Genomic DNA, 24473 nt, shown 5'->3' on the forward strand with positions numbered 1-24473 from the left:
ATATAAATAATAATGCACATTTTTGCTTTTAACGGTCCGTTAATATTACCGTAATTAAACAATACTTATGAATACCCAACAGATTTTGATTGATATAGTGATCTTATTTGCAGGCATTTTTGCTGCGTTAATGGCCGTTTATTATATTTTAAAGAGCGATATTCAACGATTTTTCGACCTCAAAAATATTGAACTGAATAAAGAAAGCCGGGCGCACATTTTACCTTTAAGATTGCAGGCACACGAGCGTTTAATTATATTTATCGATCGCATTAACCCAGCTAATTTGCTTGTTCGCCTGCATCAGCAAGGAATTGCCATTGCTACTTTACAAGCAGGTATTTTAAATGAAATCCGCTCGGAGTACCAACATAACATCACTCAACAATTATATGTAGATAGTGTAACCTGGGGTGTGGTACGAAAATTAAAAGACGATACCATTGCCATGGTGAATAATGCAATACAAGGTTTACCAGCCGATGCAAATGGAATTGAATTGAGCAAAGCAATTTTACAGCACATGGCTAGTATAGACGAAAATCCATACGATTTAACGATCGAGCTGATTAAAAAAGATATTCATAGGTTGTTTTAATAGGGTAAACTGGTTAATTGCTAGCTATTATGCTCAGTTAACCAATTTCAATAATTACTTTCAAGTACAGTTAAACAAAATATCTGCCATGGCTGTGCCAATTAACCAATGACCACTGAACTAATGAACTAACCAGATGAGCGAGAAAAAGCATACCACTACTTCGGGGATTGAAATAAAGGCGCTGTATACCGAAGCGAAGCCAATGGAAGAACTGCCGGGAGAATTTCCTTTTACCAGGGGAATCCAGAAGGATATGTACCGCGGTCGCTTGTGGACGATGAGGCAGTATGCTGGTTTTTCGACTGCTGAAGAATCGAACAAGCGTTATCATTATTTATTGGCTCAGGGGACGACAGGATTATCTGTTGCTTTTGATCTTCCAACGCAAATTGGTTACGACTCCGATCATGAAATGGCTGATGGAGAGGTAGGTAAGGTTGGTGTAGCTATCGACTCGTTAAAGGATATAGAAATTTTATTTGATGGTATTGAGCTGAAAGACATTACCACTTCGATGACGATTAATGCAACGGCTTCGATTTTACTGGCCATGTATATTGCACTCGCCAAAAAACAAGGTGCAGATTTAAAGCAGATTTCGGGTACAATACAGAATGATATCTTAAAAGAGTATGCTGCAAGGGGAACATATATCTATCCGCCAAAGCAATCAATGCGTTTAATTACCGATATTTTTGAGTTTTGTAGCAAAGAAGTTCCGAAATGGAATACCATTTCTATATCTGGCTACCATATTCGTGAGGCTGGCTCTACCGCTGTGCAGGAACTTGCTTTTACATTGGCTAATGGCAAGACTTATCTAAAAGCCGCCTTAGATAAAGGTTTAGACATTAACATCTTTGCAAAACGCTTGTCGTTTTTCTTCAACTGCCACAACAATTTCTTTGAAGAAATTGCCAAGTTTAGGGCAGCAAGACGGATGTGGGCGAAAATTACAAAAGATTTGGGGGCTACAGATGAAAAAGCCCAGATGTTAAGGTTTCACACCCAGACCGGAGGCTCCACCTTAACCGCGCAACAACCACTAAATAATGTGATCAGGGTAAGTAATCAAGCCATGGCCGCGGTTTTAGGCGGAACCCAGTCTTTACACACTAATGGCTACGATGAGGCGCTTTCACTTCCAACAGAATCGGCAGCAAAAATTGCTTTACGGACCCAGCAGATTATTGCCTTCGAGAGTGGTGTTACTGATACTGTAGACCCATTGGCCGGATCGTTTTTTGTAGAAAGCCTAACTGATGAAGTAGAAGCCGCTGCTTGGGTCTATATTGATAGGATAGAGGCTATGGGCGGCTCGGTTAATGCCATCGAAAGCGATTATATGCAAAATGAGATTGCTGGTGCAGCTTATCAATATCAAAAAGAAATCGAAAACGGCGAAAGGATCTCGGTAGGTGTAAATAAGTTTACGCAGAAGGAGGAAGGTTTAACAGAAGTATTTAATATTGATGATTCGATCCGCAAGCTACAATCTGAAAAACTTGATTATTTAAAATCAATCCGAGATCAGGTTGCGGTAGAGCAAGCGCTCCAGCAATTGAGCGAAGCTGCTAAAGGTGAAGCCAACCTCATGCCTTTGATTATCGATGCAGTTGAAAAATATGCCACCCTAGGCGAAATCGCAGATGTATTCAGGAATACTTTTGGTGTTTATTAGCTAAACTTAAATACCCTGTTTTTTTGCTTCATTTCTAATTTTAAATTAAAGGTATCCTGCTTTTGATAAATGGTAATAAAATGATTGGCATCTTATTCATGATATGTGAATAATGGGCTAAACTGTCGTAAAATTCATACTGTAATAACAACTAATGAAATAGTATAAAGGATCGGCTAAAATTAATAATTTATTTATTTAAGTTATGCCTTTGATTTCCAGTTTGTTTGAGCTTAAACATGGCTAAAACGCTTAACTGTTATCTAAAATGGCTTAGATTTTGCTTTTTCAGCAGCAATTCGAAGTAATGAAGATATTGATTATAAATAGTGGTTATGTGGATAACCAGTGTTAATAAATAGTTATCAACATAAAAAATTGAGGTTAAGCGGGCTACTATATTCCTTATCAGTACGTTACGATTTATTTAAAATTTTTGTTTAAAATGTTGATAATTATGTCAATATTCGTAGTCCCTAAACGGACCATCCCTTTAATTCGAATAGGTACTGTAAACCAATAAATTATAGAAATCGCAATGGAAAAAACTTGTACAGAAGTATGGAAGAACTGTCTTCAAATTATTAAGGATAACATTCCGAGCCAAAGTTTCAAAACCTGGTTCGAGCCAATAACGGCTCTTAAATTGGACGGCAAGGTTTTAACCATACAGGTGCCAAGTTTGTTCTTTTACGAATGGCTTGAAGAACATTATGTGGGCTTGCTGCGCAAGACTGTAAAAAAACAACTTGGAGAGGATGGCAGGTTGGAATATAACATCGTTGTAGATAAATCATCAAACAGCGGTAATCCTTACACTACCAATATGCCCTCAAATGGAAATGGAGCGGAGGCAAAGGTACAATCGATGCCGATACCGGTTTCCATTAATAAGGATATTAAAAACCCATTTATTATCCCTGGATTAAAAAAATTAAATGTTGATCCACAATTAAACGCAAACTATACTTTCGAAAATTATATTGAGGGAGATTGCAATCGCTTGGCACGTTCTGCAGGTTACGCTGTAGCTGCTAAACCAGGTGGTACATCTTTTAACCCTCTGATGATTTACGGTGGTGTAGGTTTGGGTAAAACGCACCTGGCGCAGGCAATCGGTAATGAGATTAAACGCAGCATGCCAGATAAATTAGTAATCTACGTAAGTTGTGAGAAATTCTGTCAGCAGTTTGTAGATTCCTTGAAAAACAACACCATTAACGATTTCGTTAACTTTTATCAGGCAATGGATGTGATCATCATGGATGATGTGCACAACTTTGCAGGGAAAGAAAAAACACAGGATATTTTCTTCCACATTTTTAATCATCTGCATCAGTCGGGCAAACAGGTAATCTTAACATCTGATAAAGCACCGAAAGATTTAGCTGGTTTGGAAGAGCGTTTATTAAGCCGTTTTAAATGGGGTCTATCTGCAGATCTACAGATTCCTGATTTGGAAACGCGTATTGCTATTTTAAGAAAGAAAATGTATGCTGATGGTATTGAGTTGCCAGGCGAGGTGGTAGAGTATGTTGCACACAATATTGATAACAACGTACGTGAGTTAGAGGGTGCTATGGTATCTCTTCTGGCACAGGCTACTTTGAATAAAAAAGAAATCGATTTAGCCCTGGCTAAACAGATGTTGAAGAACTTTATCAAAAATACTTCAAAGGAAATTTCAATGGAATACATCCAGAAATTGGTTTGCGAGTATTTTGAGGTTCCTGTTGATATGGTAAAATCTCAAACACGTAAACGCGAAATAGTTCAGGCACGTCAGATTTCGATGTATCTATCTAAAAGCCATACTAAATCATCATTGAAAACAATTGGTGCTTTCTTTGGTGGACGCGATCATAGTACCGTAATCTATGCTTGCCAAACGGTAGAAGATTTAATTGATACTGATAAAAAGTTTAAAGCTTACGTACACGATATCCAAAAGAAATTAAAAATGAGCTAAAACCGGTTCAGGAATAGAAAGGTAGAAGGGTTTAAATTAAAACCTTTCGTTCATGTTCAAAGGTTTATGCAAATTAATAAAGCTAGATTTTATACAATGGCCCCGGAAAGTCTAACTTTTTGGGGCCATTGCAATTAAGGAGCTTTGTATTTTAAACTTCTAAAGTTTTTCAAGTTCGGCTAAGCCGTAGTGTAAAGCGGCAACGTGCAGTGCTTGTGCTATTTTATTTTCCTTGATGAACTGTTTTACCTCGTCTACAGTATATTCTTCCACATTTAAAATTTCATGTTCATCTAAATGCTGTTCATGGGTTTTAATGCCGCCTGTTAAGAAATAGGTAAAGGTCCTGTTATCTGAGGTTGCCGGATTGGGATAAAGCTCGGCAATTAGTTTGCAGGATTTGAAACTGTAACCAGTTTCTTCCAAAAGTTCACGTTTAACGGCAAACTCGGGAGCCTCATCACCATCAATCACACCGCCCGGGACTTCAAGAGAAATAATATCAGCTGCATGGCGGTACTGGCGTACCATAATTATTTTTCCTTCTTCTGTTAATGCAACTGCATTTACCCAGTTGGGATATTCTAAAACGTAATAATCATCTTTTATCACACCACCCGGAAGTTTCACTTCATCAACGCGCAAGGTAGCCCACTGTTCGCGTACTAAATATTTAGAGGCAAGTTTCTGCCACTTTTCTATAATCATCTATTTTATTTATGTTAAATGAATTTACTCCAAACTAAAAACTGCCAACTCCTAACTGATGTACTGTTGTATTGTTTTTTGGCGGTGCAAGTTTACCAAATGTACAATCTTGTGCTGATCTGACAGGTATTGATAAACTAAATTAAGTTTTGGTGCAATGTTTTGGTTGCGATCCTGACTCACACCTAACTCATAATACAGAAATTCGCTTAACGAGTCGAGTTTTTCAGGAGGAAGGTTGCCTTCGATTAACCAGTTTTCAAAAACAGAAAGATCTTCATTTTCAAGAATTTCTTTTGATAATTGAAAGCCACCTTTCATGGTTTCTTCAAAAAGCTGATTGGCTTCAGCCAACTTGCCTTCTAATTTTAAGCCCATAATACGGGCCAAAACCTGTGCAAGTTTCTGTATTTCAGCTGTGATTAAATCTCTTCTGTACATTATTGTTGTAATGTTTTAATCTGTTGGAAAGTTAAAATATTCTGTAACGTTCAAAACAAAATCTTTTCCGATCTACGGGCTACGGGCTACGGGCTACGGGCTACGGGCTACGGGCTACGGACTAACCTACCAGCTTCCGCTGCTTCCGCCACCGCCAAAGCTTCCTCCGCCAAAACCACCGAATCCACCGCCGCCTCCACCAGAAGAACCACCTCCCCAGCCACCGCTGCTTCGGCCTCCGCCACTTCCGAACAGCATAGCCCAGAACAGCGCATTAGATGCCCCGCGTCCGCCAATTACTTCGCTTCCGCCTCCGCCACCTTTTCGCATGATGATGATGATTACGATGACAATAATGATAATAATTGCAATACTGCTACCGCCGCCACCTTTTTTTGAAGAAGCTTTTGGGTTATCATTTTTATATTCGCCCCGGGTATATTTTATTATTGAAGTAGTAGCTTCATCCAGACCGGCATAATAATTTCCGGCTTTAAAATTGGGTTTAATGTCGTTATCAATAATGCGCTTGGCATAAATATCGGGCAAAGCGCCTTCCAAGCCATAACCTGTTTGAATAGAGATTTTTCGGTCGCCAACTGCCACAACGATCATAATGCCATTGTTTTTGCCGCTTTGGCCAACGCCCCATTTTCTACCCAGTTCTACAGCGTATTCATTAATGTCATAATCACCTACAGATTTTAATATCGCTATAGCAATCTGTGTTGATGACGAATCGTTAAAGGTCACTAATTTAGTTTCCAGTTGCTGCTTTTGATCGGCTGATAATACATTAGCGTAATCATTAACCAAAGTATTGGGTTTCTCTGGAAAATCCTGTGCAAAGGCGAAAGTGAATAATAAACTCAGTAACGAGAAAAGGAATATTTTCTTCATCGCTTATTTCTGCTCTAAATTGTCCATAAAAACGATATCATTTGGCAATTCATTAATGTCACCTTTTTGAGGTGGGAAGAACAAGGCTAGTTTTTCTCCAGCCAAGGCTACGCCTGCAATAATGCCATCGGCTAAATTTCCTTTTGCAAAATGTGCAGTCATCGCTATTTTGGTTGTTTCCCAAAAATCTTCAGGTACAACCTGATTAATGCCCACATCGCCAATAATGGCAAATTTATGATCGGCATGGGCCAGGTATATCAGTACCCCATTTCTTTTGGCCGTTTTGTCCATATCCAGCTTGGTAAAATACTCAATAGCTTTTTCGTATGGATCACCTTCGCAGTTTTTGTCTATAGCAATCCTAATTTCTCCGGAAGTTGCTTTTTCTGCATCGGAGATCGCGTTTGCTATTCTTTCTTGTTCAATATCTGAAAATAACGACATGTGTTTATTTTATATGAAGTAAAAAGGGTAATAAATGTTGAGTTAAACATTCACTACCCTTATATGTTGTGTTAAGAATAATTAAAATTCTACTTTAGGTGCATTTTTAGCCGAAGCATCGGCCTCGAAATAGCCTTTAGGTTTAAAACCAAACATACCGGCTGTTAAATTGGTTGGAAACGACCTTATTTTGCCATTATATTCCTGTACTGCATCGTTAAAATCTTTTCGGGCAACAGTAATCCTGTTTTCGGTACTTTCTAATTGTGCCGACAAATCACTGAATTGTTGTGTAGCCCTTAGCTCAGGATAATTCTCGGTAATGGATAATAATTTACCCAATGCCTGACTTAATTCTCCCTGCGCAGCCTGAAATTTTTTGATGTTTTCTGGTGAAAGATCATCCGTGTTAACCGTCATCTGCGTGGCTTTCGCACGTGCCTCAGTTACCGCTGTTAATGTACCCTGTTCAAATTTAGCAGCACCCTTTACGGTTGCTACCAGGTTAGGAATCAAATCTGCTCTTCTCTGATATTGGGTTTGTACTGTTCCCCACTTCGATTTAACGTTCTCATCCAATTTAACCATGCTGTTATAACCGCATGAACTTAAAGTGCTCACTGCAATAACTGCAGCTAAAATTCCAAATATTAATCTTTTCATTTTTATGATTTTTGTCTTTTTAATAGAATTGATTTATGGTCAATTTACGAATTAGATATCAAATTGCATGCCTTTGTTACAGTTTAGGTATTTATCTGCCAGCTTGGCAAGGAACTAATTAAATTTGATGAGATAAATTGGTGCTTTTTTGGTTTGAAGCGCAAAGTTTCCCACTTTTTTTAATGTTCGTCCCGCTCTCCGCTTTATCCCGATAGAAACCTGTGAAACAAGCAAGCACACCAAAATATAACATAAACCGGTGCTTAAATTGGGATGCCCGCTCTGATCGGGGCTATAAACTTGGGCCTGTAGCACGAAAAACCGGCATAGTAGCAGAAAAATAACCTAATTAAACCCGATCGGAGCGAGATGCCGATTTCTTCAATCGGCAGAAGCGGGAGCGGGACTGTAGTTTCCAATGAATACTGCAATTGCTTTCCAAAAAACATAATAGCATTACTTTTGTCTGCTGATAGTTTTTATTCATATGCTGAAATCATCAAATATGCTATTAGATATCTATCTTTGCACTGTTCGGGATAAAAACCTGACATGATATGCAAAAAGACATCGAAATTACTTTGCTCCCGCACGAGGTAGAGCAAACTGAGGTAATTAACCAGAAACTGGCTGAAGCCCTTAAATTACCTGGATCAAGAATTAAAGGCTATGAAATCCTGAAAAGATCGATAGATGCCCGTTCCAGAAAAGTGATTTTCCGCTTGCAGGTAAAGGTTTTTGTAGATGAAGAAGCCATTCCTGAGGTTTATACCATAAAATACCCTAACGTAAAAGAAGCAAAACCGGTAATTATTATCGGCGCTGGTCCTGCAGGTTTGTTTGCTGCTTTGCAATGCATTGAAAATGGATTAAAGCCCATTATTATCGAACGTGGTAAAGATGTAAAACAACGACGGAGAGATTTGGCTGCCATAAATAAACAGGGATTAGTAAATACAGAATCTAATTATTGTTATGGAGAAGGTGGCGCCGGGACTTATTCGGATGGTAAGCTATACACCCGTTCCAACAAACGGGGCGATATCAATAAGGTGCTCCAGGTTTTTGTAAACCATGGTGCAGAGCCAGATATTGCTATTGATGCCCGTCCACATATCGGTACCAACAAACTTCCGCATATTATCACTTCTATAAAAGATACGATCCTGAATGCCGGGGGAGAAGTGATGTTCGATAGCCGGATGACTGATATTTTAATCGAATTCGGAAAAGTAAAAGGAATTGAGATCAATTTTGAAGAAAAGTTATTCGCTGATAATATTATCCTGGCAACTGGTCATTCTGCAAGAGATGTGTACGAATTGTTGAACAGTAAAAATATCCTGATCGAAGCAAAACCTTTCGCTTTAGGGGTCAGGATTGAGCATCCCCAGGAAATTATTGATTCAGCCCAATACCATTGCGATATCCGATCGGAGTTTTTACCTCCTGCCTATTACAGTTTAGTGGAGCAGGTTGGTGCCCGCGGGGTATTTTCTTTTTGCATGTGTCCGGGTGGAATTATTGCACCTTGTTCTACAGGCGAAAATGAAATCGTGGTAAATGGCTGGTCGCCTTCTAAGCGAAACAACCCATATGCCAATTCCGGAACAGTAGTTCAGGTGACTTTAAATGATGTTCAGGGTTACGATCCGCTGAGGATGTTGAATTTCCAATCCGAAATAGAAAAAGCTGCCTTTGAAGCTGGTGGAGGAAACCTCGTTGCCCCTGCACAGCGTATGGTTGATTTTGTAAACAACAGATTATCATTGGATCTCCCTAAAAATTCTTATCTGCCCGGTACCAAAAGTTCGATGCTCGATAATATCCTTCCTGAATTTGTATCTGAGAGTTTGCGCGCAGCATTGCCTTTATTTGGTAAAAAAATTAGGGGGTATTATACAAATGAAGCTATTTTGGTAGGAGTGGAGAGCAGAACTTCTTCTCCTGTAAGGATTCCAAGAGATAAAGAGACTTATCAGCACCCTCAGGTAAAAGGTTTATATCCTTGTGCTGAAGGTGCCGGTTATGCGGGTGGAATCGTTTCGGCAGCAATTGATGGAATTAACTGCGCAAATGCAATATTGAATGCATCTTAACAAACTTTATAGTGCACCGATTGTTGTTTTGGTATGTTTAATATCACGAACGAAATAAAAAAAGCTTTCAATGGTGATGCATGGCATGGCAATCATGTAATGCAAACATTGAATAATGTAAATCCAGAAAAAGCGTTTAGCCATTTAGTACTAGGGGCACATTCGATTGCCGAAATTGCACTGCATTTAACCGCATGGACAGAAGAAGTTTCGTCTAGATTAACCGGTAAACCAGCTGCTGAACCAGCAAGGGGCGATTGGCCCGAACCTGAAGCAAGAACACCACAGGCTTGGGAGCGCATTATCTTTGATTTTAAGATCGCGAACGAAGAACTGATCCGTATTTGCGAAAGCCTGAAAGACAACCAATGGAATGATGAAGTAAAAAACGAGCGTAATCCTGCTTTAGGTACAGGGGTAACCAATATTGAATTGGTAAGCGGGCTGGCACAGCACCATGCTTACCATTCCGGTCAGATTGCTTTATTGTCTAAATTTTAATTTGTGTAATGGCATTATGAAAAAGACTTTGATTATTGGCGCCTCGCCAGATCCTTCAAGATATTCGTACAAAGCAGCCCACATGCTTAAGCGCTTTAACCATGATATTGTTAATGTTGGCATAAAAAAAGGAGAAGTTGCAGGCATTGAAATTGAAAAGCCTGGAGAAATCCACCAGGATATTGATACCATCACCTTATATATCGGCCCAGCATTGCAGCCGCAATACCACGATTATATTCTGGCTACCAAACCAAAGCGGGTAATTTTCAACCCAGGGACAGAGAATTACGAACTGGAGAAACTATTGGATCAGCATGATATAGAGCCTGTTGAAGCCTGCACTTTAGTATTGCTTAGTACCGGACAATATTAAAAACGGTATACCACGCCCCAATTTACAAAATCTGCCTGGGCAAAATGCATATAGGTTTTTGCCTGTAAACCAATATGTGGTGTAATATTAAATGTAGGTCCAAATGTCCAGTACCAGTTTGCTTTATCCATCAATCTATTGTAGTGGATGTATTTCCCAATCTGTGCCGCAACGGTTATGCGCCATAAGTTGATATCAGCACCAATGCTGATCCCGGTGCGCCATTTATCATACGAAGTACCGTAGTTCTGGAAGGTTTCCCCATAATGATCAGGGTCAAATACGGTATAATAATAAACCGCATCAGCACCTGCCTTAAGCGACATTACATCATTCAGGTAAAAATTATAACCGGCATATAACCCACTTTTGTACAAACTTTTAGTTCTGTTGGCAAATACGCCCCTTGCACCTAAACCAGCACTAAGCTCAATAGAATTTCGCTGTAGAGTGGTATAAGTGCTTTTCCGTTCAGCAGTCAAAGTTTTCGGATTGTTTAATTTAAGTCCGACGTAAATGTTTCCCGTATTCAAGCCACCATTTGGAACAGTAGCCCCTCCGTTAGATACATGAAGAAAACCTAAACCTAAAAGTAAATCAGTGTATTTGCCCATTGGCAGCTCCATTCCTAAATCTGCTTTAATGGTTTCATTAACCGGACTGCCCAAAAATCTATTTTTGGTGTTATTAAAGTAATACTTGTTTGTGTAACCCAAGCCAACACCAGGCGTAAAATTAAATTTCGCTTTTCCTACTTTAAATAATTGAAAATCCATCTGGGCCACCAAACCATATACCTGCCCAAAGGCATGTTCCGAAGTATCTTTTGTCCCCTTTAATTTGCTTAGGTCTCTGAAAATAAATCCGATCCCATAAGATTTGGCCGCGCTAAACCCGATCCATTTATCACTGTTCTGGCTAATCTCCTTGAAATAAGCCGCGTCAAATCCTGTAATCTGATCCTGAAACAGGTGTCCCTGATCATTATTTATATGTGTGCCAAATATAGGTTTAAGAATAATCGAATGATTTTCCGGAGCAATTTGAGCCTGGGCAAAAGTAGTACAGGTAATCAGGATGATTAGAGATAGGGATAATTTTTTCATTAGTTTTTACTAAAACGGTAAGCAAGACTATAAAAGGCATAACGATAGCCGGTGGCACTGTTTTTAACTTCGTTAGAAGTAAAGGTAGCCGTATAGTTGGCTGTCCAGCGTGCAATGGCAAAAGTTAAGCCCACCTGTGTGGTAAAAACAAAAGGTTTTGGTTTAAAGGTAATCGGTCCCTTATCACTCCTAAATAAACCACCCTGCAGACTCGAATCAAATGCCACAGCATGTAATTGTGGACTAACCGAAAGAAAAAGCTCGTATTTGCGCAGAGCTTTATAGTTATTGTTATTACTCACCAAACTGTTAAAAGCTGCTGAACCTTCCATATCGTTAAATCTTCCCAAACGGAACATGGCACCGAGGTTGGCCTTTGTAATTACGTTGCCAAGCGCAGCCGAAGCCGTTCCCGTAACATCAAATACCTTATTATTGGTGGTTATTAAAAGTTTGTTGTATTCGGCGCCGAGGTTCAGTGTCGGCTCACTGTTTAAACCGTATTCCCATCCTTCGATCTGGTTTTGACCAACCAGTTTATGAAATGCTTTTTGAAACTTTTCGCCCAAAGCATCTTTTCCCGTAACTCCAAGCTGTGCTGAGACCTTTAACAGCTGTTTGTTATCGTAAAACCGGCTATAATTTGCTTCTCCATATAAGTATCCTGTGAAAGGCCTGTCATGTAAAGCCGGATTAGGAACGAAACTATAATAGGGATTGTATATTTTTTGACCGAGCTCAAAGCCGATAATCTCTTTGCTTCTCCCATTTTTCAGGTTTTCACCGTTTAAAGCGTGCCTAAATTTAATAAAAGCACCGTTTGTATAATAGCGGTCGCTGGTAATATCAATGTAAGCATCGTTCTCAGAGATAATAACAAGCTCATTTTTATAATTTTGCGCGTAACCGATTTCTGCTATGCCGATAAATAGCAGAGAAAAGTATAGTTTGAGCATTAACTTCATTTGTTTGGATGGTTTATTAAGGCTATAAAAGTATTAATTATTGTTCAAAATATCGATACCACAATCCTTAGCTAAGCTTTGTTTATTCTTTTAGTATATGTTATGTTATTGTTTTTTCAGCAAAGCAGTTGTTGTGCTACTATATAAGAGTGTTCCCGCTTTCCGTTTGTAGTGCCGGCGTGAAGCCGGCAGCTACCACTTCAATCGGGTTTAGGTGGCGGGGGGCAGTGGTAACTTACGAAGTTTCTAATGGCAGGGTGCAGGGAACTTTGTAAATCTTTAGGTCAAACCACGCAGGTTTTTAAAGCTTGTGAGGTTTATAAGAGGAGCAAACACCCGATTTGCTAAAAAGTTTTGCTTCAGGCAAAACTTTTTCCTACTGAAAACCATCAACTTACGACAAACCCTGCGTTATTCCATGAAAAACCTTTGTCGTTGAACAGAATTTTCCTACTTTTGCATCCCGCTTCGGAGGAAGGGGTTTTGGTTAAAGGATGGCACAGGGATAAGGAGAGCGGGATTTATTTTAAAATAAATGTTGCAGATGAGAAAAAGATTGCTACCTTTGCAGCCCGGTTCGGAAGAACGGAAAGCCAGTTAAACCTGGCATATTGAAAAGCAAAGAAGGAAAGAATAAGGCTTGAAAAATAAAATTTATTTTATTTGGAAGTTCGGAAAAGTTCCTTACCTTTGCACTCCCAACCGAAAGGAAGGGTAAAAAAATCGGAACGGCGGATGTCGGGAAGATAGGAAAAAAAGATTGAAACAGACGTAAGCACGTTTAAGACTAACAAGGCTTGAACGGGCTGAAGTTTGAAGATATATAAATGACCGGCCGTGAGGTTTACAGGTCAATAAGTTCTTAAAAGAGATGTCAATGTAGCGTAGCGAGGTAATGGAGTACTGGTCAAAGTACATGATTACGTAGCTTTATTTTAAAGGTGGTGTCTAACAGACAACATAACAAAAAGAAGACTATTTTTAACAATAGTTAAAACTGGTCAGCATCTTACAACACATTTTACAATGGAGAGTTTGATCCTGGCTCAGGATGAACGCTAGCGGCAGGCCTAATACATGCAAGTCGAACGAGATTATCCAGCTTGCTGGATTTGAAAGTGGCGCACGGGTGCGTAACGCGTATGCAACCTACCTTAATCTGGGGGATAGCCCGGAGAAATCCGGATTAACACCGCATAAAAACACAGGATAGCATTATCCAATGTTCAAATATTTATAGGATTGGGATGGGCATGCGTGTCATTAGCTAGTTGGCGGGGTAACGGCCCACCAAGGCGACGATGACTAGGGGATCTGAGAGGATGGCCCCCCACACTGGTACTGAGACACGGACCAGACTCCTACGGGAGGCAGCAGTAAGGAATATTGGTCAATGGAGGCAACTCTGAACCAGCCATGCCGCGTGCAGGAAGACTGCCCTATGGGTTGTAAACTGCTTTTATCCGGGAATAAACCTCTTTACGTGTAAAGAGCTGAATGTACCGGAAGAATAAGGATCGGCTAACTCCGTGCCAGCAGCCGCGGTAATACGGAGGATCCAAGCGTTATCCGGATTTATTGGGTTTAAAGGGTGCGTAGGCGGCCTGTTAAGTCAGGGGTGAAAGACGGTAGCTCAACTATCGCAGTGCCCTTGATACTGATGGGCTTGAATGGACTAGAGGTAGGCGGAATGAGACAAGTAGCGGTGAAATGCATAGATATGTCTCAGAACACCGATTGCGAAGGCAGCTTACTATGGTCTTATTGACGCTGAGGCACGAAAGCGTGGGGATCAAACAGGATTAGATACCCTGGTAGTCCACGCCCTAAACGATGAACACTCGCTGTTGGCGATACACAGTCAGCGGCTAAGCGAAAGCGTTAAGTGTTCCACCTGGGGAGTACGGTCGCAAGATTGAAACTCAAAGGAATTGACGGGGGCCCGCACAAGCGGAGGAGCATGTGGTTTAATTCGATGATACGCGAGGAACCTTACCCGGGCTTGAAAGTTAGTGAATGGTTTAGAGATAGGCCAGTCCGCAAGGACACGAAACTAGGTGCTGCATGGCTGTCGTCAGCTCGTGCCGTGAGGTGTTGGGTTAAGTCCCGCAACGAGCGCAACCCCTATGTTTAGTTGCCAGCACGTTATGGTGGGGACTCTAAACAGACTGCCTGTGCAAACAGAGAGGAAGGAGGGGACGACGTCAAGTCATCATGGCCCTTACGTCCGGGGCTACACACGTGCTACAATGGATGGTACAGAGGGCAGCTACATAGCAATATGGTGCGAATCTCACAAAGCCATTCACAGTTCGGATTGGGGTCTGCAACTCGACCCCATGAAGTTGGATTCGCTAGTAATCGCGTATCAGCAATGACGCGGTGAATACGTTCCCGGGCCTTGTACACACCGCCCGTCAAGCCATGGAAGTTGGGGGTACCTAAAGTATGTAACCGCAAGGAGCGTCCTAGGGTAAAACCGATAACTGGGGCTAAGTCGTAACAAGGTAGCCGTACCGGAAGGTGCGGCTGGAATACCTCCTTTCTGGAGTAGACTCACCTACTCGCCACGCAACATGATATTTCTAAATAAGGTATAAGGTTAAAGGAAAAAGACTAAAGCTGGAAGGCGTGTCTTGATACTAGGTACCGGGTACTTTTAAAAAACAAGAGAAAAAAGAAACACCCAGAAGAAAACGGTGGGCTACTATAAGGTAAGCTTAACGGAGACAAGAAGGGTAAGCCAAAAGGGAAGCAGTAGCGGTAAGATACTATATACTGCGACTAAATAAGCCTACCTTAACCAAACAGTCCCGTAGCTCAGCCTGGTTAGAGCACTACACTGATAATGTAGGGGTCTCCAGTTCAAATCTGGACGGGACTACCATTGAAGTTTACAATTGGCGGTTTGGAGTTAACAGTTACCATACTGGAAACTAAGGACTGAAAACTGGAAACCAATACTCTGGGGGATTAGCTCAGCTGGCTAGAGCGCCTGCCTTGCACGCAGGAGGTCAACGGTTCGACTCCGTTATTCTCCACCATTAAGGTTGAGGGTTAAAAGGTAGAAGGTATAGGGTAAAACTTATAGCTGAAACAAACCACAACATAAAACACCTTATTATCGGGATAGATAATATACATTGACATAAAGGTTAAGAAAAGAAGAAACGCCACGGGGCACATATATAGATATAATGATATCGAAATATGAAACGGTTCGAGACCGCAGTTTTTACTAACAAGACGAAGCTAAAGGCTTAGGAGCAGGCAATGAAACCTGTGACTTTATACCCTTTACCTGGTCTTAGTAAAGTTCTTTGACATATTGGAAGAAGTTAAAAAAGAAGAGCAAACAACAATAGGCGACTGTTGTGTTTGTGCTCACCAATCGGAGTAGCAATACGAAGATAGGTATGAGACATCATAACAAGAGCAAAAAAGCATACCATACGGCGCAAAAGGCGTATGAGTAGAAGAAAGTAATAAAGAGTACACGGGGGATGCCTTGGCTCTCAGAGGCGATGAAGGACGTGATAAGCTGCGATAAGCTTCGGGTATTTGCAAATAGGAATTGATCCGAAGATTTCCGAATGGGGCAACCCGGCTAGTTGAAGACTAGTCACATATAATGAGCAAACCTGCCGAACTGAAACATCTAAGTAAGCAGAGGAAGAGAAAATAACAATGATTTCCTAAGTAGTGGCGAGCGAAAGGGAAAGAGCCCAAACCTACTTTGTTACGGCAAAGTGGGGGTTGTAGGACTGCAACATGGCATTAGCAAACAGAAGTGGAACGGGATGGGAAGCCCGGCGATACATGGTGATAGCCCAGTACACGTATAGAATGCTAGCCTAGCAGTATCCTGAGTACCGCGAGGTCGGAGACGCCTTGTGGGAATCTGCCGGCACCATCCGGTAAGGCTAAATACTCCTGAGAGACCGATAGTGAACCAGTACCGTGAGGGAAAGGTGAAAAGAACCCCGAACAGGGGAGTGAAATAGAACCTGAAACCGTGTACTTACAAGCGGTCGGAGCGTCCAGGTGGCGTGACGGCGTGCCTTTTGCATAATGAGCCTACGAGTTACTCTTCTCTGGCAAGGTTAAGTGCTTCAGGCACGGATCCGAAGCGAAAGCGAGTCTGAATAGGGCGTATAGTCAGAGGAGGTAGACGCGAAACCTTGTGATCTACCCATGGACAGGTTGAAGGTGCGGTAACACGTACTGGAGGACCGAACCGATAAACGTTGAAAAGTTTCCGGATGATCTGTGGGTAGGGGTGAAAGGCTAATCAAACTGGGAAATAGCTCGTACTCCCCGAAATGTTTTTAGGAACAGCGTCGACGTTGAGTTATATAGAGGTAGAGCTACTGATTGGGTGCGGGGGAGTCAAATCCTACCAAATCCAGACAAACTCCGAATGCTATATAATATAGTCGGCAGTGAGGCGCGGGGTGCTAAGGTCACGCGCCGAGAGGGAAAGAACCCAGACCATCAGCTAAGGTCCCCAAGTTACAGTTAAGTTGAACTAACGAGGTCCGATTGCACAGACAGCTAGGATGTTGGCTTGGAAGCAGCCATTCATTTAAAGAGTGCGTAACAGCTCACTAGTCGAGCGATCGGGCATGGATAATAAACGGGCATTAAATTGTACACCGAAGCTATGGGATTGAAATATATCGGTAGGGGAGCATTCTATCGGCAGCGAAGGTACCTGGTAATGGGTGCTGGAGCTTATAGAAAAGCAAATGTAGGCATAAGTAACGATAAGGCGGGCGAGAAACCCGCCCACCGAAAGGATAAGGTTTCCTGATCAACGCTAATCGGATCAGGGTTAGTCGGGACCTAAGGAGAACCCGAAGGGGAAATTCGATGGACAACTGGTTAATATTCCAGTACTTTTTATAACTGCGATGTGGGGACGGAGTAGTGACACTGCCGCGATCTGACGGAATAGATCGTTAAAGGCTGTAGGTATAGGACCGGTAGGCAAATCCGCCGGTCTTGCTGAAAGTCGATAGTACCAAGAGGCTTCGGCTGATTGGATAGCGCAGGTAATCAGACTTCCAAGAAAAACCGCTAAGCTCCAGGTTATAAAAACCCGTACCGCAAACCGACACAGGTATCCGGGAAGAGGATTCTAAGGTGCTCGAGTGAATCATGGCTAAGGAACTCGGCAAAATGGCCCTGTAACTTCGGGAGAAGGGGCGCTGGCAGCAATGTCAGCCGCAGTGAAAAGGCCCAGGCGACTGTTTAACAAAAACACATGGCTTTGCAAAATCGAAAGATGAAGTATAAGGCCTGACACCTGCCCGGTGCTGGAAGGTTAAGAGGGGATGTCATCGTAAGAGAAGCATTGAATCGAAGCCCCAGTAAACGGCGGCCGTAACTATAACGGTCCTAAGGTAGCGAAATTCCTTGTCGGGTAAGTTCCGACCTGCACGAATGGTGTAACGATCTGGGCGCTGTCTCAGCCATGAGCTCGGTGAAATTGTGGTCCCGGTGAAGACGCCGGGTACCCGCAACGGGACGGAAAGACCCCATGCACCTTCACTACAATTTAACATTGACATTGGATACAGGATGTGTAGGATAGGTGGGAGGCTTTGAAGCGGCGTCGCTAGGCGTCGTGGAGCCAACGTTGAAATACCACCCTTTCTGTATTCGGTGTCTAATCCCTTTATGAGGGAGACATTGTTTGATGGGTAGTTTGACTGGGGTGGTCGCCTCCAAAAAGGTAACGGAGGCTTTCAAAGGTAAGCTCAGTACGCTTGGTAACCGTACGCGGAGTGCAATAGCATAAGCTTGCTTGACTGTGAGACAGACAAGTCGATCAGGGTCGAAAGACGGATATAGTGATCCGGTGGTTCTGCATGGAAGGGCCATCGCTCAAAGGATAAAAGGTACGCTGGGGATAACAGGCTGATCTCCCCCAAGAGCTCATATCGACGGGGAGGTTTGGCACCTCGATGTCGGCTCGTCACATCCTGGGGCTGGAGAAGGTCCCAAGGGTTCGGCTGTTCGCCGATTAAAGTGGCACGCGAGCTGGGTTCAGAACGTCGCGAGACAGTTCGGTCCCTATCTGTTGTGGGCGTAGGAATTTTGAGTGGGGCTGACCTTAGTACGAGAGGACCGGGTTGGACTAGCCTCTAGTGAATCTGTTGTTCCGCCAGGGGCATTGCAGAGTAGCTACGCTGGGAATAGATAAGCGCTGAAAGCATCTAAGTGCGAAACTAGCCACGAGATGAGAATTCCATATAGGACCGTAGCAGACTACTACGTTGATAGGCTATAGATGTAAAGCTGGTGACAGCACAGTCGAGTAGTACTAATCATCCGAAGCTTTCAAAGCAAACAGACTGTTGTTTGTTCTTCATAATAACTTCTTTCAATAATATGTCATTTCAAGCTGAATAGCTGAAAGGGCAAAGGCCAAAGGCAGGTTATGCTTTAACCTTTAAGCTTTCTCCTTTAAGCTTTAAATAAAAATATTCAGGTGCCTATATCGGTGGTGTCCACCTCTTCCCATTCCGAACAGAGAAGTTAAGCCCACCAGAGCCGATGGTACTGCGGTAACACGTGGGAGAGTAGGTCGGTGCCAGATCTTAAAAAGAAACCCCTTGACGATAAGTCAAGGGGTTTTCTTGTTTTACAGGTTTTTTGAAGTACGTTATTTCCGGCCGTTATGGCGTTAAAAATGATTAGGCAAAGGTTCTGTTTCTTAATGTCCATAATCCCTTAATGGTAAAGGAAGCCATAAAATTTTCTCACCATTAAAGCGTTAAGCAAAGTTAAGGGTTTGTTCCCGCAGATCACGCTGATCTCCGCAGAGGTCATTCCATTATCCATTTTCCATCTTACACGTTTTTCCTTCTTCTTTCCATGGTTAATAGCCCTGATGGGAGTGAGCACGGAGCCAATTCTTCATTGGCGGAGTAAAACGTACAGCAGGGCGGAACCCAACCTAATGGTTACTGCTGCTGCGCTCCAAAAACAGATTGACCACTCTTGTTAAAAGATGTGAAAACTTTCATTCTGAAAGTAATAAAACCGTATTATTGTAGTATTACATACATATTATGATGATGAATGTGAATCTTAAGAAATTAACTTTTCTTGCTTTTATTTTGTGTGTCAATTTTAGTGTTTTTGCTCAAAATAAAAATGTACAACTCCCCGCAAATTGGTTTAACCTCGATTTACTGGAGAATGGATATTTTGGTATTAGCACAGAGAAAGCTTACCGTGAACTTCTAAAGGATAAAAAACCTAAACAAAATATTATTGTAGCGGTAATTGATGGTGGTGTAGATATCAATCATCCTGATTTGCAAAGTGTTTTATGGACGAATAAAAAAGAGATTCCTGGAAATGGAATAGACGATGACGGCAACGGTTATATTGATGATATCCATGGCTGGAATTTTATCGGTTCTAAAAAAGGTAATCTGGAGTTCGATAATTTAGAACTGATTCGTTTGTTAAGAATTTACACACCGAAATATCAATCAACAACCAATTTAACTCCTTTAGATAGTACGCAAAAGGAAGAATTTAAACTTTATAAGAAAATGGTTGGCGATTTCGGTAAAAAATATGAAGATGCCAGCAATACTTTTTCTGTTTTGATTGCCATTAACAAAGTATTAGATTCTGTAGCTAAGATCAATAAAAAAGAAATCCCAACTATGGCGGATGTTGACCAGTATAAAGCTGATGATGAAACGGAAGAGCAGGTAAAAACAATCATCAGAAAAGGGGCTAAAGAAGATGGTAGTTTCGAGAAGTTTTATAAGAACATAAAGGAAGGATACAAGCAATACGATGCGATGCTGAAGTACAACCTAAACCCTAAGTATGATATGCGCGCGGAACTGGTTGGAGATGATTACAGCAATTCTTACCAAAAGGATTATGGAAACAATGATGTTAAAGGTCCCGATGCTTTTCATGGTACACACGTATCGGGAATTATTGGTGCCGATCGTACGAATTCAACAGGTATTTTGGGTGTAGCTAATCATGTAAGTATTATGGCTATTAGGGTAGTACCTACAGGTGATGAACGCGATAAGGATGTGGCTAATGGTATCAGATATGCAGTTGATAATGGCGCAAAGGTAATTAATATGAGTTTTGGCAAAAGTTACAAGTGGGATAAAAAAGCAGTAGACTCTGCGGTAAAATATGCAGAACGTAAAGGTGTATTATTAGTGCATGCCGCAGGGAACGATAACCAGAACAACGATATTGAAGAGAATTTTCCCAATAAGTTTTTTGACAGTAAAGAGGCAGAAATTTACAAGGAAGCCAATAAAAAACCTAGTAAGCCAGATTTTACGCCACCTAAGCCTATGGCACAAAATAACGGAATGGGCATGAGGCCACCTTATAACCGGCCTTCATTCGTCAAGCCGGTACCAATCGACTCAGCAAAGTTTAATCTACCCCATGCCAATAACTGGATTGAAGTAGGTGCAAGTGCTTATAAAGATGATGATAATCTGAAAGCCGATTTCTCTAATTATGGCAAGTACAGCGTTGATGTTTTTGCCCCAGGGTTTTTGATCAAATCGACAGTGCCAGATAATAAATATGAAGAAGCTGATGGAACAAGTATGGCTTCGCCGGTTGTTGCTGGTTTAGCCGGTTTAATTTTAAGCTATTATCCAGATTTAAAACCAGCACAGGTAAGAGAGATTATCATGAAATCTGTTTCGAAAGTAGCACACAAGATAAAATACAAGAATGATAGAGGGGAGAATACTCGTGTGCTTTTTAGCGAAATATGTGTGAGCGGAGGTATTGTAAATGCTTATAATGCACTTAAATTGGCAGAGTCTTATAAATAAAAAAGAGGTTTTTAGTTTTTTTGAAGCGCAAGGGCATAACAACTATTTAGGGTTGTTCCCGTGCTCCGCTGTATCCCTTCGCTGCGCTTTCGGGGATGCCGCTTCGCCCGGGGTTAAGCACTCCGGAAAATGCCCTGAATGCCAAACGAAAAAATACATTTATTAAAAACCTAGGATTTCAGGGTTTTAATAAACTCCTGAAAGGTGCCAAACGGATAATTTTTACCCTTCATCCACGAAATTAGCGCTTCCATACGTTCTATCATTTTTACACCTGTATTCTTCCTTATATAGCCAGGGAAGCCAAAGCGTTCGAAATCATTTAAATCGGTAAATTCCCAGGGGTGGAAATAAATATTCAGGTATTTATCCTTTTTATAAGTCCAGTTGGCCAATGTTTTGTAAACGCTTAAAGGCAGATTATGGAAAGAGAGCCAGAATAGCGGGAAACGAACCATCGGACTAACAGAAGCAGGAATTTGCAAAACGTTATCTTTAATAAAATGCGTTCGCGAAATGTTAAAATTATTATAGCGTCCAGGTATGTAAGTTGGATTGATAGATGTATTATAGGTATATCCAGCCTTCTCAATTTCCCTTTCATCAACAGGCATCATTCTTGCCATGCGGTAACCTGTAATTTCTTTACCTGAAAGTTCTTCGAGTTTCAGTTTTGACTGGAGAAGATGCTCGGGTTTAAAATCAGAATGATAATAACCGTGAGAGGCCAGTTCGTGCCCTGTTTCAGTAATCCGCTTAATCAGATCAGGTATATTTTCGGCAAAAGTAACCGTGCAGAAAAAAGTCGCTTTCACGCTATATTTATCCAAAATATCTAAAATAGCAATAGTCCCTGCTCTCGAAATGGCAATCTGATCTTCAAAAGAGATTTCTTTTCCGTATTCAAAAGGCATGTCAAACTCTTCGATATCAAAACTTAACAGTACCATTTTATTTTTTCTGGATATTGGTTGAACGGATAATATAATTTGGACGATTTTTAGTTTGCATAAACATTTTACCTACATAAATTCCAATAATACCTAAGATTATAAGCTGAAGTCCTCCGAAGAAAACGATAGTCATAATGATAGATGCCCAGCCAGAAACTTCAATATTGGCAAGGAATGAGTATATTACATAAGGTATGTACAGAATTGAAGAAAACGAAAGAAAAAAGCCTAAATAAACAGCGGTGTATAATGGTTTAACACTGAAGGATGTGATTCCGTGTAAAGCTAATTTAATGAGTGTTTTAATTTGATAAGTGCTTTCCCCAATTAATCTGGGAGCAGGCGTATATGGAATTCCAATTTGCTTAAAACCAATCCATTTTACCATACCACGTAAAAACAATTCGTATTCACTTATTCCCGATAATGTTTTTATTACTTTTTTATCAATTAACCTATAGTCAGCAATTCCGTCCTCTAAATTAATGTCTGAAAGAAAGTTAACTAGTTTATAAAATAATTTCGATCCTATTTTGTTTTTAAGTTTTGCGTCTGGATTTTTTTCCTGGCGATAGGCATACACAACTTCGTAACCAAGCTCCCATTGATGAATCATTTCTAACATTAAAGATGGCGGATGTTGCATATCTGCATCAATAGTAACTAAAGCATCACCAGTTGCTAAGTCTATTCCTGCTTTTAAAGCCTGATCCTTACCAAAATTTCTAGATAGCTCAATGAATTTTACAGCTAAGTCGGTTAAGCTAATCTCACGCGCTATATCTATTGAGTTATCTTTACTTCCATCATCAATGATAATAATTTCGTAATCATATATCTGGTTGGTAAAGGTATTTTTAACAGCATTAATTATATGAGGAATATTATCAGCCTCATTATATGCTGGTATTATGATTGAAACTAACTTCTTCATTTAGCGGTTAATGAGTAAGACTCAAAATCTTCTTTCATCATTTGGTAAATAATCGTAAACCAAACGATCATGCAAGGTAGGGCTTTGAGTGAATATAGACGAATAAATTCTTTTACAGCTCTTGGAAACAGGTCTGATGGAGATAAGCTGGTTAAACAAAATGCAAACACAAATAAACCTATTGCCCATTTACTTCTTGGAGATTTTTGGACGATAAACCAGATGGCCACACCCGCAAAGGCAATAATATAAGTAGGAGATTCAGATCCACTGCTAAAGATCACTGTAAATATTAACGTTGATGCTAGTAGCATTAAGCGAAATGCAAGGTGCTTATATTGGCTGATTCTTAAATAAGGCAAAGCGAAAAGGAGTAATCCACCAAGTAAAAAAGGCATATTGGGAAGATTAACATTTCTACTTATTCTCCTTGCCATGCCCATTACCGAAATATCCTGGAATGAGGTTAATGATGCGTTTAAGTCATTTTTATGGGCAAGGGAATGATACCAGTCTGCGTAAGATTGGATAACAAACCCTGGCGATGAAATTGCCATTGGCAGGGCAAATAGTACCAAAAACGCGATAAGGCAACCTAATACAAATTTTAATTTATTTTTGGTGAAGAAGAAAAATGCCAATCCAACAATCCCGTAAAGTTTAACCAAGGTGCCGAAAGCAATAAAAAAAGCCGATTGTACTTCTTTCTTTTTAATCAGGTATGAGAAACTCAGCAATATTAATCCCGTTAATGCGATGTTAAACTGAAAACTAAAGAGTGCAGTTAATGCTTCGTGTGCACAGATCCATGCAATTATTGATCGCTTGTTAAGGGCTATTGGTAGGCTATAAATTCCCCAAAGTAATATCGCAACATTGGCGATGTTCCAAAGTATACAGCCCAATCCATCAGGTAATAAGGCAAAGGGCGCTATGAAAATTGAAAATATGGGCCCGTAGTGGTTGCTGTCCTGGTATTCGGGATAATTATTGTATAAATTCTGTAAATCGATGGTATGCCAATATACATATTTAAAAACCAGATAATTGTTATAAGAATGGTGGTGATATTGTTTAAAACCAGCTACAAGAGCCAATATGAGGTAAACAGCAAATACACATTGCTTTTTTAAGAGTAATGAGGACAGTTTACCAAGATTAGTTTTTGTGAAAATGTTCATTATGATTTAGTGCCGCAATATAACTATTTTTAACAGCTCAAACAGCCATCTATTCTTTTAAAGCTTTGCTTTTTGTTCCAGATGGAAATGCATAAT

At 40.8% G+C, this 24473-nt stretch carries 18 protein-coding genes, 2 tRNA genes and 3 rRNA genes; 13 read left to right on the forward strand and 10 right to left on the reverse strand.

Translation table 11 applies throughout. From position 1 onward, the window contains the following. Positions 1 to 67 precede the first annotated feature (67 nt). The 3 genes from ACUN24_RS08665 to dnaA all read left to right on the forward strand — a co-directional run bounded on the left by ACUN24_RS08665 (position 68) and on the right by dnaA (position 4251). Positions 68 to 598: a DUF7935 family protein gene (locus tag ACUN24_RS08665; RefSeq protein WP_445562126.1), complete on the forward strand. Its 531-nt coding sequence runs from the start codon at positions 68 to 70 to the stop codon at positions 596 to 598. Between the two features lie 136 nt (positions 599 to 734). Further along, positions 735 to 2282: an acyl-CoA mutase large subunit family protein gene (locus tag ACUN24_RS08670; RefSeq protein ID WP_445562127.1), complete on the forward strand. Its 1548-nt coding sequence runs from the start codon at positions 735 to 737 to the stop codon at positions 2280 to 2282. A 538-nt stretch (positions 2283 to 2820) separates the two neighbouring features. Further along, a complete protein-coding gene (gene dnaA / locus ACUN24_RS08675) occupies positions 2821 to 4251 on the forward strand; it encodes a chromosomal replication initiator protein DnaA (protein ID WP_445562128.1) in 1431 nt (476 codons plus the stop codon). A gap of 159 nt (positions 4252 to 4410) precedes the next feature. On the opposite strand, the gene ACUN24_RS08680 is transcribed toward dnaA, so the two are convergent. The 5 genes from ACUN24_RS08680 to ACUN24_RS08700 form a co-directional block, all read right to left on the reverse strand. Continuing rightward, positions 4411 to 4959 carry an NUDIX hydrolase gene (locus tag ACUN24_RS08680; RefSeq protein WP_445562129.1) on the reverse strand — a complete coding sequence of 183 codons (549 nt, stop codon included), beginning with the start codon at positions 4957 to 4959 and terminating at the stop codon, positions 4411 to 4413. Positions 4960 to 5010: 51 nt separating this feature from the next. Continuing rightward, positions 5011 to 5400 (reverse strand): hypothetical protein, encoded by a 390-nt coding sequence (locus ACUN24_RS08685; protein ID WP_445562130.1) that lies wholly within the window; start codon positions 5398 to 5400, stop codon positions 5011 to 5013. A 126-nt stretch (positions 5401 to 5526) separates the two neighbouring features. Next, positions 5527 to 6300, reverse strand: a complete 774-nt coding sequence (locus tag ACUN24_RS08690; protein WP_445562131.1) for a TPM domain-containing protein — start codon at positions 6298 to 6300, stop codon at positions 5527 to 5529. A gap of 3 nt (positions 6301 to 6303) precedes the next feature. After that, complete coding sequence (locus ACUN24_RS08695) at positions 6304 to 6747, reverse strand: TPM domain-containing protein (RefSeq protein ID WP_445562132.1); 444 nt, start codon at positions 6745 to 6747, stop codon at positions 6304 to 6306. A gap of 81 nt (positions 6748 to 6828) precedes the next feature. Next, positions 6829 to 7410, reverse strand: coding sequence for a LemA family protein (locus ACUN24_RS08700; RefSeq protein WP_132403466.1), 582 nt, complete (start codon positions 7408 to 7410; stop codon positions 6829 to 6831). Positions 7411 to 7967: 557 nt separating this feature from the next. On the opposite strand from ACUN24_RS08700, the gene ACUN24_RS08705 reads away from it, so the two are divergent. The 3 genes from ACUN24_RS08705 to ACUN24_RS08715 are packed head-to-tail and all read left to right on the forward strand — an operon-like array spanning position 7968 to position 10386. After that, positions 7968 to 9509 (forward strand): NAD(P)/FAD-dependent oxidoreductase, encoded by a 1542-nt coding sequence (locus tag ACUN24_RS08705; RefSeq protein WP_445562133.1) that lies wholly within the window; start codon positions 7968 to 7970, stop codon positions 9507 to 9509. 33 nt (positions 9510 to 9542) lie between these two features. After that, complete coding sequence (locus tag ACUN24_RS08710) at positions 9543 to 10010, forward strand: DinB family protein (protein ID WP_445562134.1); 468 nt, start codon at positions 9543 to 9545, stop codon at positions 10008 to 10010. 16 nt (positions 10011 to 10026) lie between these two features. Then, positions 10027 to 10386 carry a CoA-binding protein gene (locus tag ACUN24_RS08715; RefSeq protein ID WP_445562135.1) on the forward strand — a complete coding sequence of 120 codons (360 nt, stop codon included), beginning with the start codon at positions 10027 to 10029 and terminating at the stop codon, positions 10384 to 10386. Here ACUN24_RS08715 and ACUN24_RS08720 read toward each other — a convergent pair. Continuing rightward, positions 10383 to 11492 carry an acyloxyacyl hydrolase gene (locus tag ACUN24_RS08720; RefSeq protein WP_445562136.1) on the reverse strand — a complete coding sequence of 370 codons (1110 nt, stop codon included), beginning with the start codon at positions 11490 to 11492 and terminating at the stop codon, positions 10383 to 10385. The genes ACUN24_RS08715 and ACUN24_RS08720 overlap by 4 nt on opposite strands. Beyond that, entirely contained in the window at positions 11492 to 12457 is a 966-nt protein-coding gene (locus tag ACUN24_RS08725) for a lipid A deacylase LpxR family protein (protein ID WP_445562137.1), read from the reverse strand. Before ACUN24_RS08725 ends, ACUN24_RS08720 begins: the two co-directional genes overlap by 1 nt. 435 nt (positions 12458 to 12892) lie before the next feature. Between ACUN24_RS08725 and ACUN24_RS08730 the strand changes: the two genes are divergently transcribed. The 7 genes from ACUN24_RS08730 (at position 12893) to ACUN24_RS08760 (ending at position 21309) form a co-directional block, all read left to right on the forward strand. After that, entirely contained in the window at positions 12893 to 13072 is a 180-nt protein-coding gene (locus ACUN24_RS08730; protein WP_445562138.1) for a hypothetical protein, read from the forward strand. A 408-nt stretch (positions 13073 to 13480) separates the two neighbouring features. After that, positions 13481 to 15002 (forward strand): 16S ribosomal RNA (locus ACUN24_RS08735). Between the two features lie 264 nt (positions 15003 to 15266). Next, positions 15267 to 15344: transfer RNA gene (locus ACUN24_RS08740), tRNA-Ile, on the forward strand. Between the two features lie 80 nt (positions 15345 to 15424). Then, a tRNA-Ala gene (locus tag ACUN24_RS08745) sits at positions 15425 to 15501 on the forward strand. Positions 15502 to 15933: 432 nt separating this feature from the next. Further along, a 23S ribosomal RNA gene (locus ACUN24_RS08750) occupies positions 15934 to 18808 on the forward strand. Positions 18809 to 18949: 141 nt separating this feature from the next. Further along, positions 18950 to 19061: ribosomal RNA gene (gene rrf / locus ACUN24_RS08755) — 5S ribosomal RNA — on the forward strand. Together the 16S, 23S and 5S rRNA genes with 2 tRNA genes alongside form the textbook arrangement of a ribosomal RNA operon. Before the next feature lie 481 nt (positions 19062 to 19542). Continuing rightward, positions 19543 to 21309: a S8 family peptidase gene (locus ACUN24_RS08760; protein WP_445562139.1), complete on the forward strand. Its 1767-nt coding sequence runs from the start codon at positions 19543 to 19545 to the stop codon at positions 21307 to 21309. Positions 21310 to 21479: 170 nt separating this feature from the next. Here ACUN24_RS08760 and ACUN24_RS08765 read toward each other — a convergent pair whose 3' ends face one another. Genes ACUN24_RS08765 through ACUN24_RS08775 form a run of 3 tightly spaced genes read right to left on the reverse strand, consistent with a single transcriptional unit; the run spans position 21480 to position 24377 of the window. Further along, positions 21480 to 22259, reverse strand: a complete 780-nt coding sequence (locus ACUN24_RS08765; protein WP_445562140.1) for a polysaccharide deacetylase family protein — start codon at positions 22257 to 22259, stop codon at positions 21480 to 21482. A 1-nt stretch (position 22260) separates the two neighbouring features. Continuing rightward, the gene (locus tag ACUN24_RS08770) at positions 22261 to 23196 is read right to left on the reverse strand and encodes a glycosyltransferase family 2 protein (RefSeq protein WP_445562141.1); all 936 of its coding nucleotides are present in this window, start codon (positions 23194 to 23196) and stop codon (positions 22261 to 22263) included. Next, positions 23193 to 24377 (reverse strand): glycosyltransferase family 87 protein, encoded by a 1185-nt coding sequence (locus ACUN24_RS08775; protein WP_445562142.1) that lies wholly within the window; start codon positions 24375 to 24377, stop codon positions 23193 to 23195. The genes ACUN24_RS08770 and ACUN24_RS08775 overlap by 4 nt, the downstream gene beginning before the upstream one ends. Between the last annotated feature and the right edge of the window lie 96 nt (positions 24378 to 24473).

Source organism: Pedobacter sp. WC2501, assembly GCF_052682415.1.

What these genes read in the sequence shown, in the direction of transcription:
- ACUN24_RS08760 (WP_445562139.1), top strand. Translation starts at nt 19,543, where the DNA reads ATGAATGTGAATCTTAAGAAATTAACTTTTCTTGCTTTTATTTTGTGT.
- ACUN24_RS08725 (WP_445562137.1), bottom strand. Translation starts at nt 12,457, where the DNA reads ATGAAGTTAATGCTCAAACTATACTTTTCTCTGCTATTTATCGGCATA.
- ACUN24_RS08770 (WP_445562141.1), bottom strand. Translation starts at nt 23,196, where the DNA reads ATGAAGAAGTTAGTTTCAATCATAATACCAGCATATAATGAGGCTGAT.
- dnaA (WP_445562128.1), top strand. Translation starts at nt 2,821, where the DNA reads ATGGAAAAAACTTGTACAGAAGTATGGAAGAACTGTCTTCAAATTATT.
- ACUN24_RS08705 (WP_445562133.1), top strand. Translation starts at nt 7,968, where the DNA reads ATGCAAAAAGACATCGAAATTACTTTGCTCCCGCACGAGGTAGAGCAA.
- ACUN24_RS08690 (WP_445562131.1), bottom strand. Translation starts at nt 6,300, where the DNA reads ATGAAGAAAATATTCCTTTTCTCGTTACTGAGTTTATTATTCACTTTC.
- ACUN24_RS08765 (WP_445562140.1), bottom strand. Translation starts at nt 22,259, where the DNA reads ATGGTACTGTTAAGTTTTGATATCGAAGAGTTTGACATGCCTTTTGAA.
- ACUN24_RS08715 (WP_445562135.1), top strand. Translation starts at nt 10,027, where the DNA reads ATGAAAAAGACTTTGATTATTGGCGCCTCGCCAGATCCTTCAAGATAT.
- ACUN24_RS08680 (WP_445562129.1), bottom strand. Translation starts at nt 4,959, where the DNA reads ATGATTATAGAAAAGTGGCAGAAACTTGCCTCTAAATATTTAGTACGC.
- ACUN24_RS08710 (WP_445562134.1), top strand. Translation starts at nt 9,543, where the DNA reads ATGTTTAATATCACGAACGAAATAAAAAAAGCTTTCAATGGTGATGCA.
- ACUN24_RS08685 (WP_445562130.1), bottom strand. Translation starts at nt 5,400, where the DNA reads ATGTACAGAAGAGATTTAATCACAGCTGAAATACAGAAACTTGCACAG.
- ACUN24_RS08700 (WP_132403466.1), bottom strand. Translation starts at nt 7,410, where the DNA reads ATGAAAAGATTAATATTTGGAATTTTAGCTGCAGTTATTGCAGTGAGC.
- ACUN24_RS08775 (WP_445562142.1), bottom strand. Translation starts at nt 24,377, where the DNA reads ATGAACATTTTCACAAAAACTAATCTTGGTAAACTGTCCTCATTACTC.
- ACUN24_RS08720 (WP_445562136.1), bottom strand. Translation starts at nt 11,492, where the DNA reads ATGAAAAAATTATCCCTATCTCTAATCATCCTGATTACCTGTACTACT.
- ACUN24_RS08670 (WP_445562127.1), top strand. Translation starts at nt 735, where the DNA reads ATGAGCGAGAAAAAGCATACCACTACTTCGGGGATTGAAATAAAGGCG.
- ACUN24_RS08665 (WP_445562126.1), top strand. Translation starts at nt 68, where the DNA reads ATGAATACCCAACAGATTTTGATTGATATAGTGATCTTATTTGCAGGC.
- ACUN24_RS08695 (WP_445562132.1), bottom strand. Translation starts at nt 6,747, where the DNA reads ATGTCGTTATTTTCAGATATTGAACAAGAAAGAATAGCAAACGCGATC.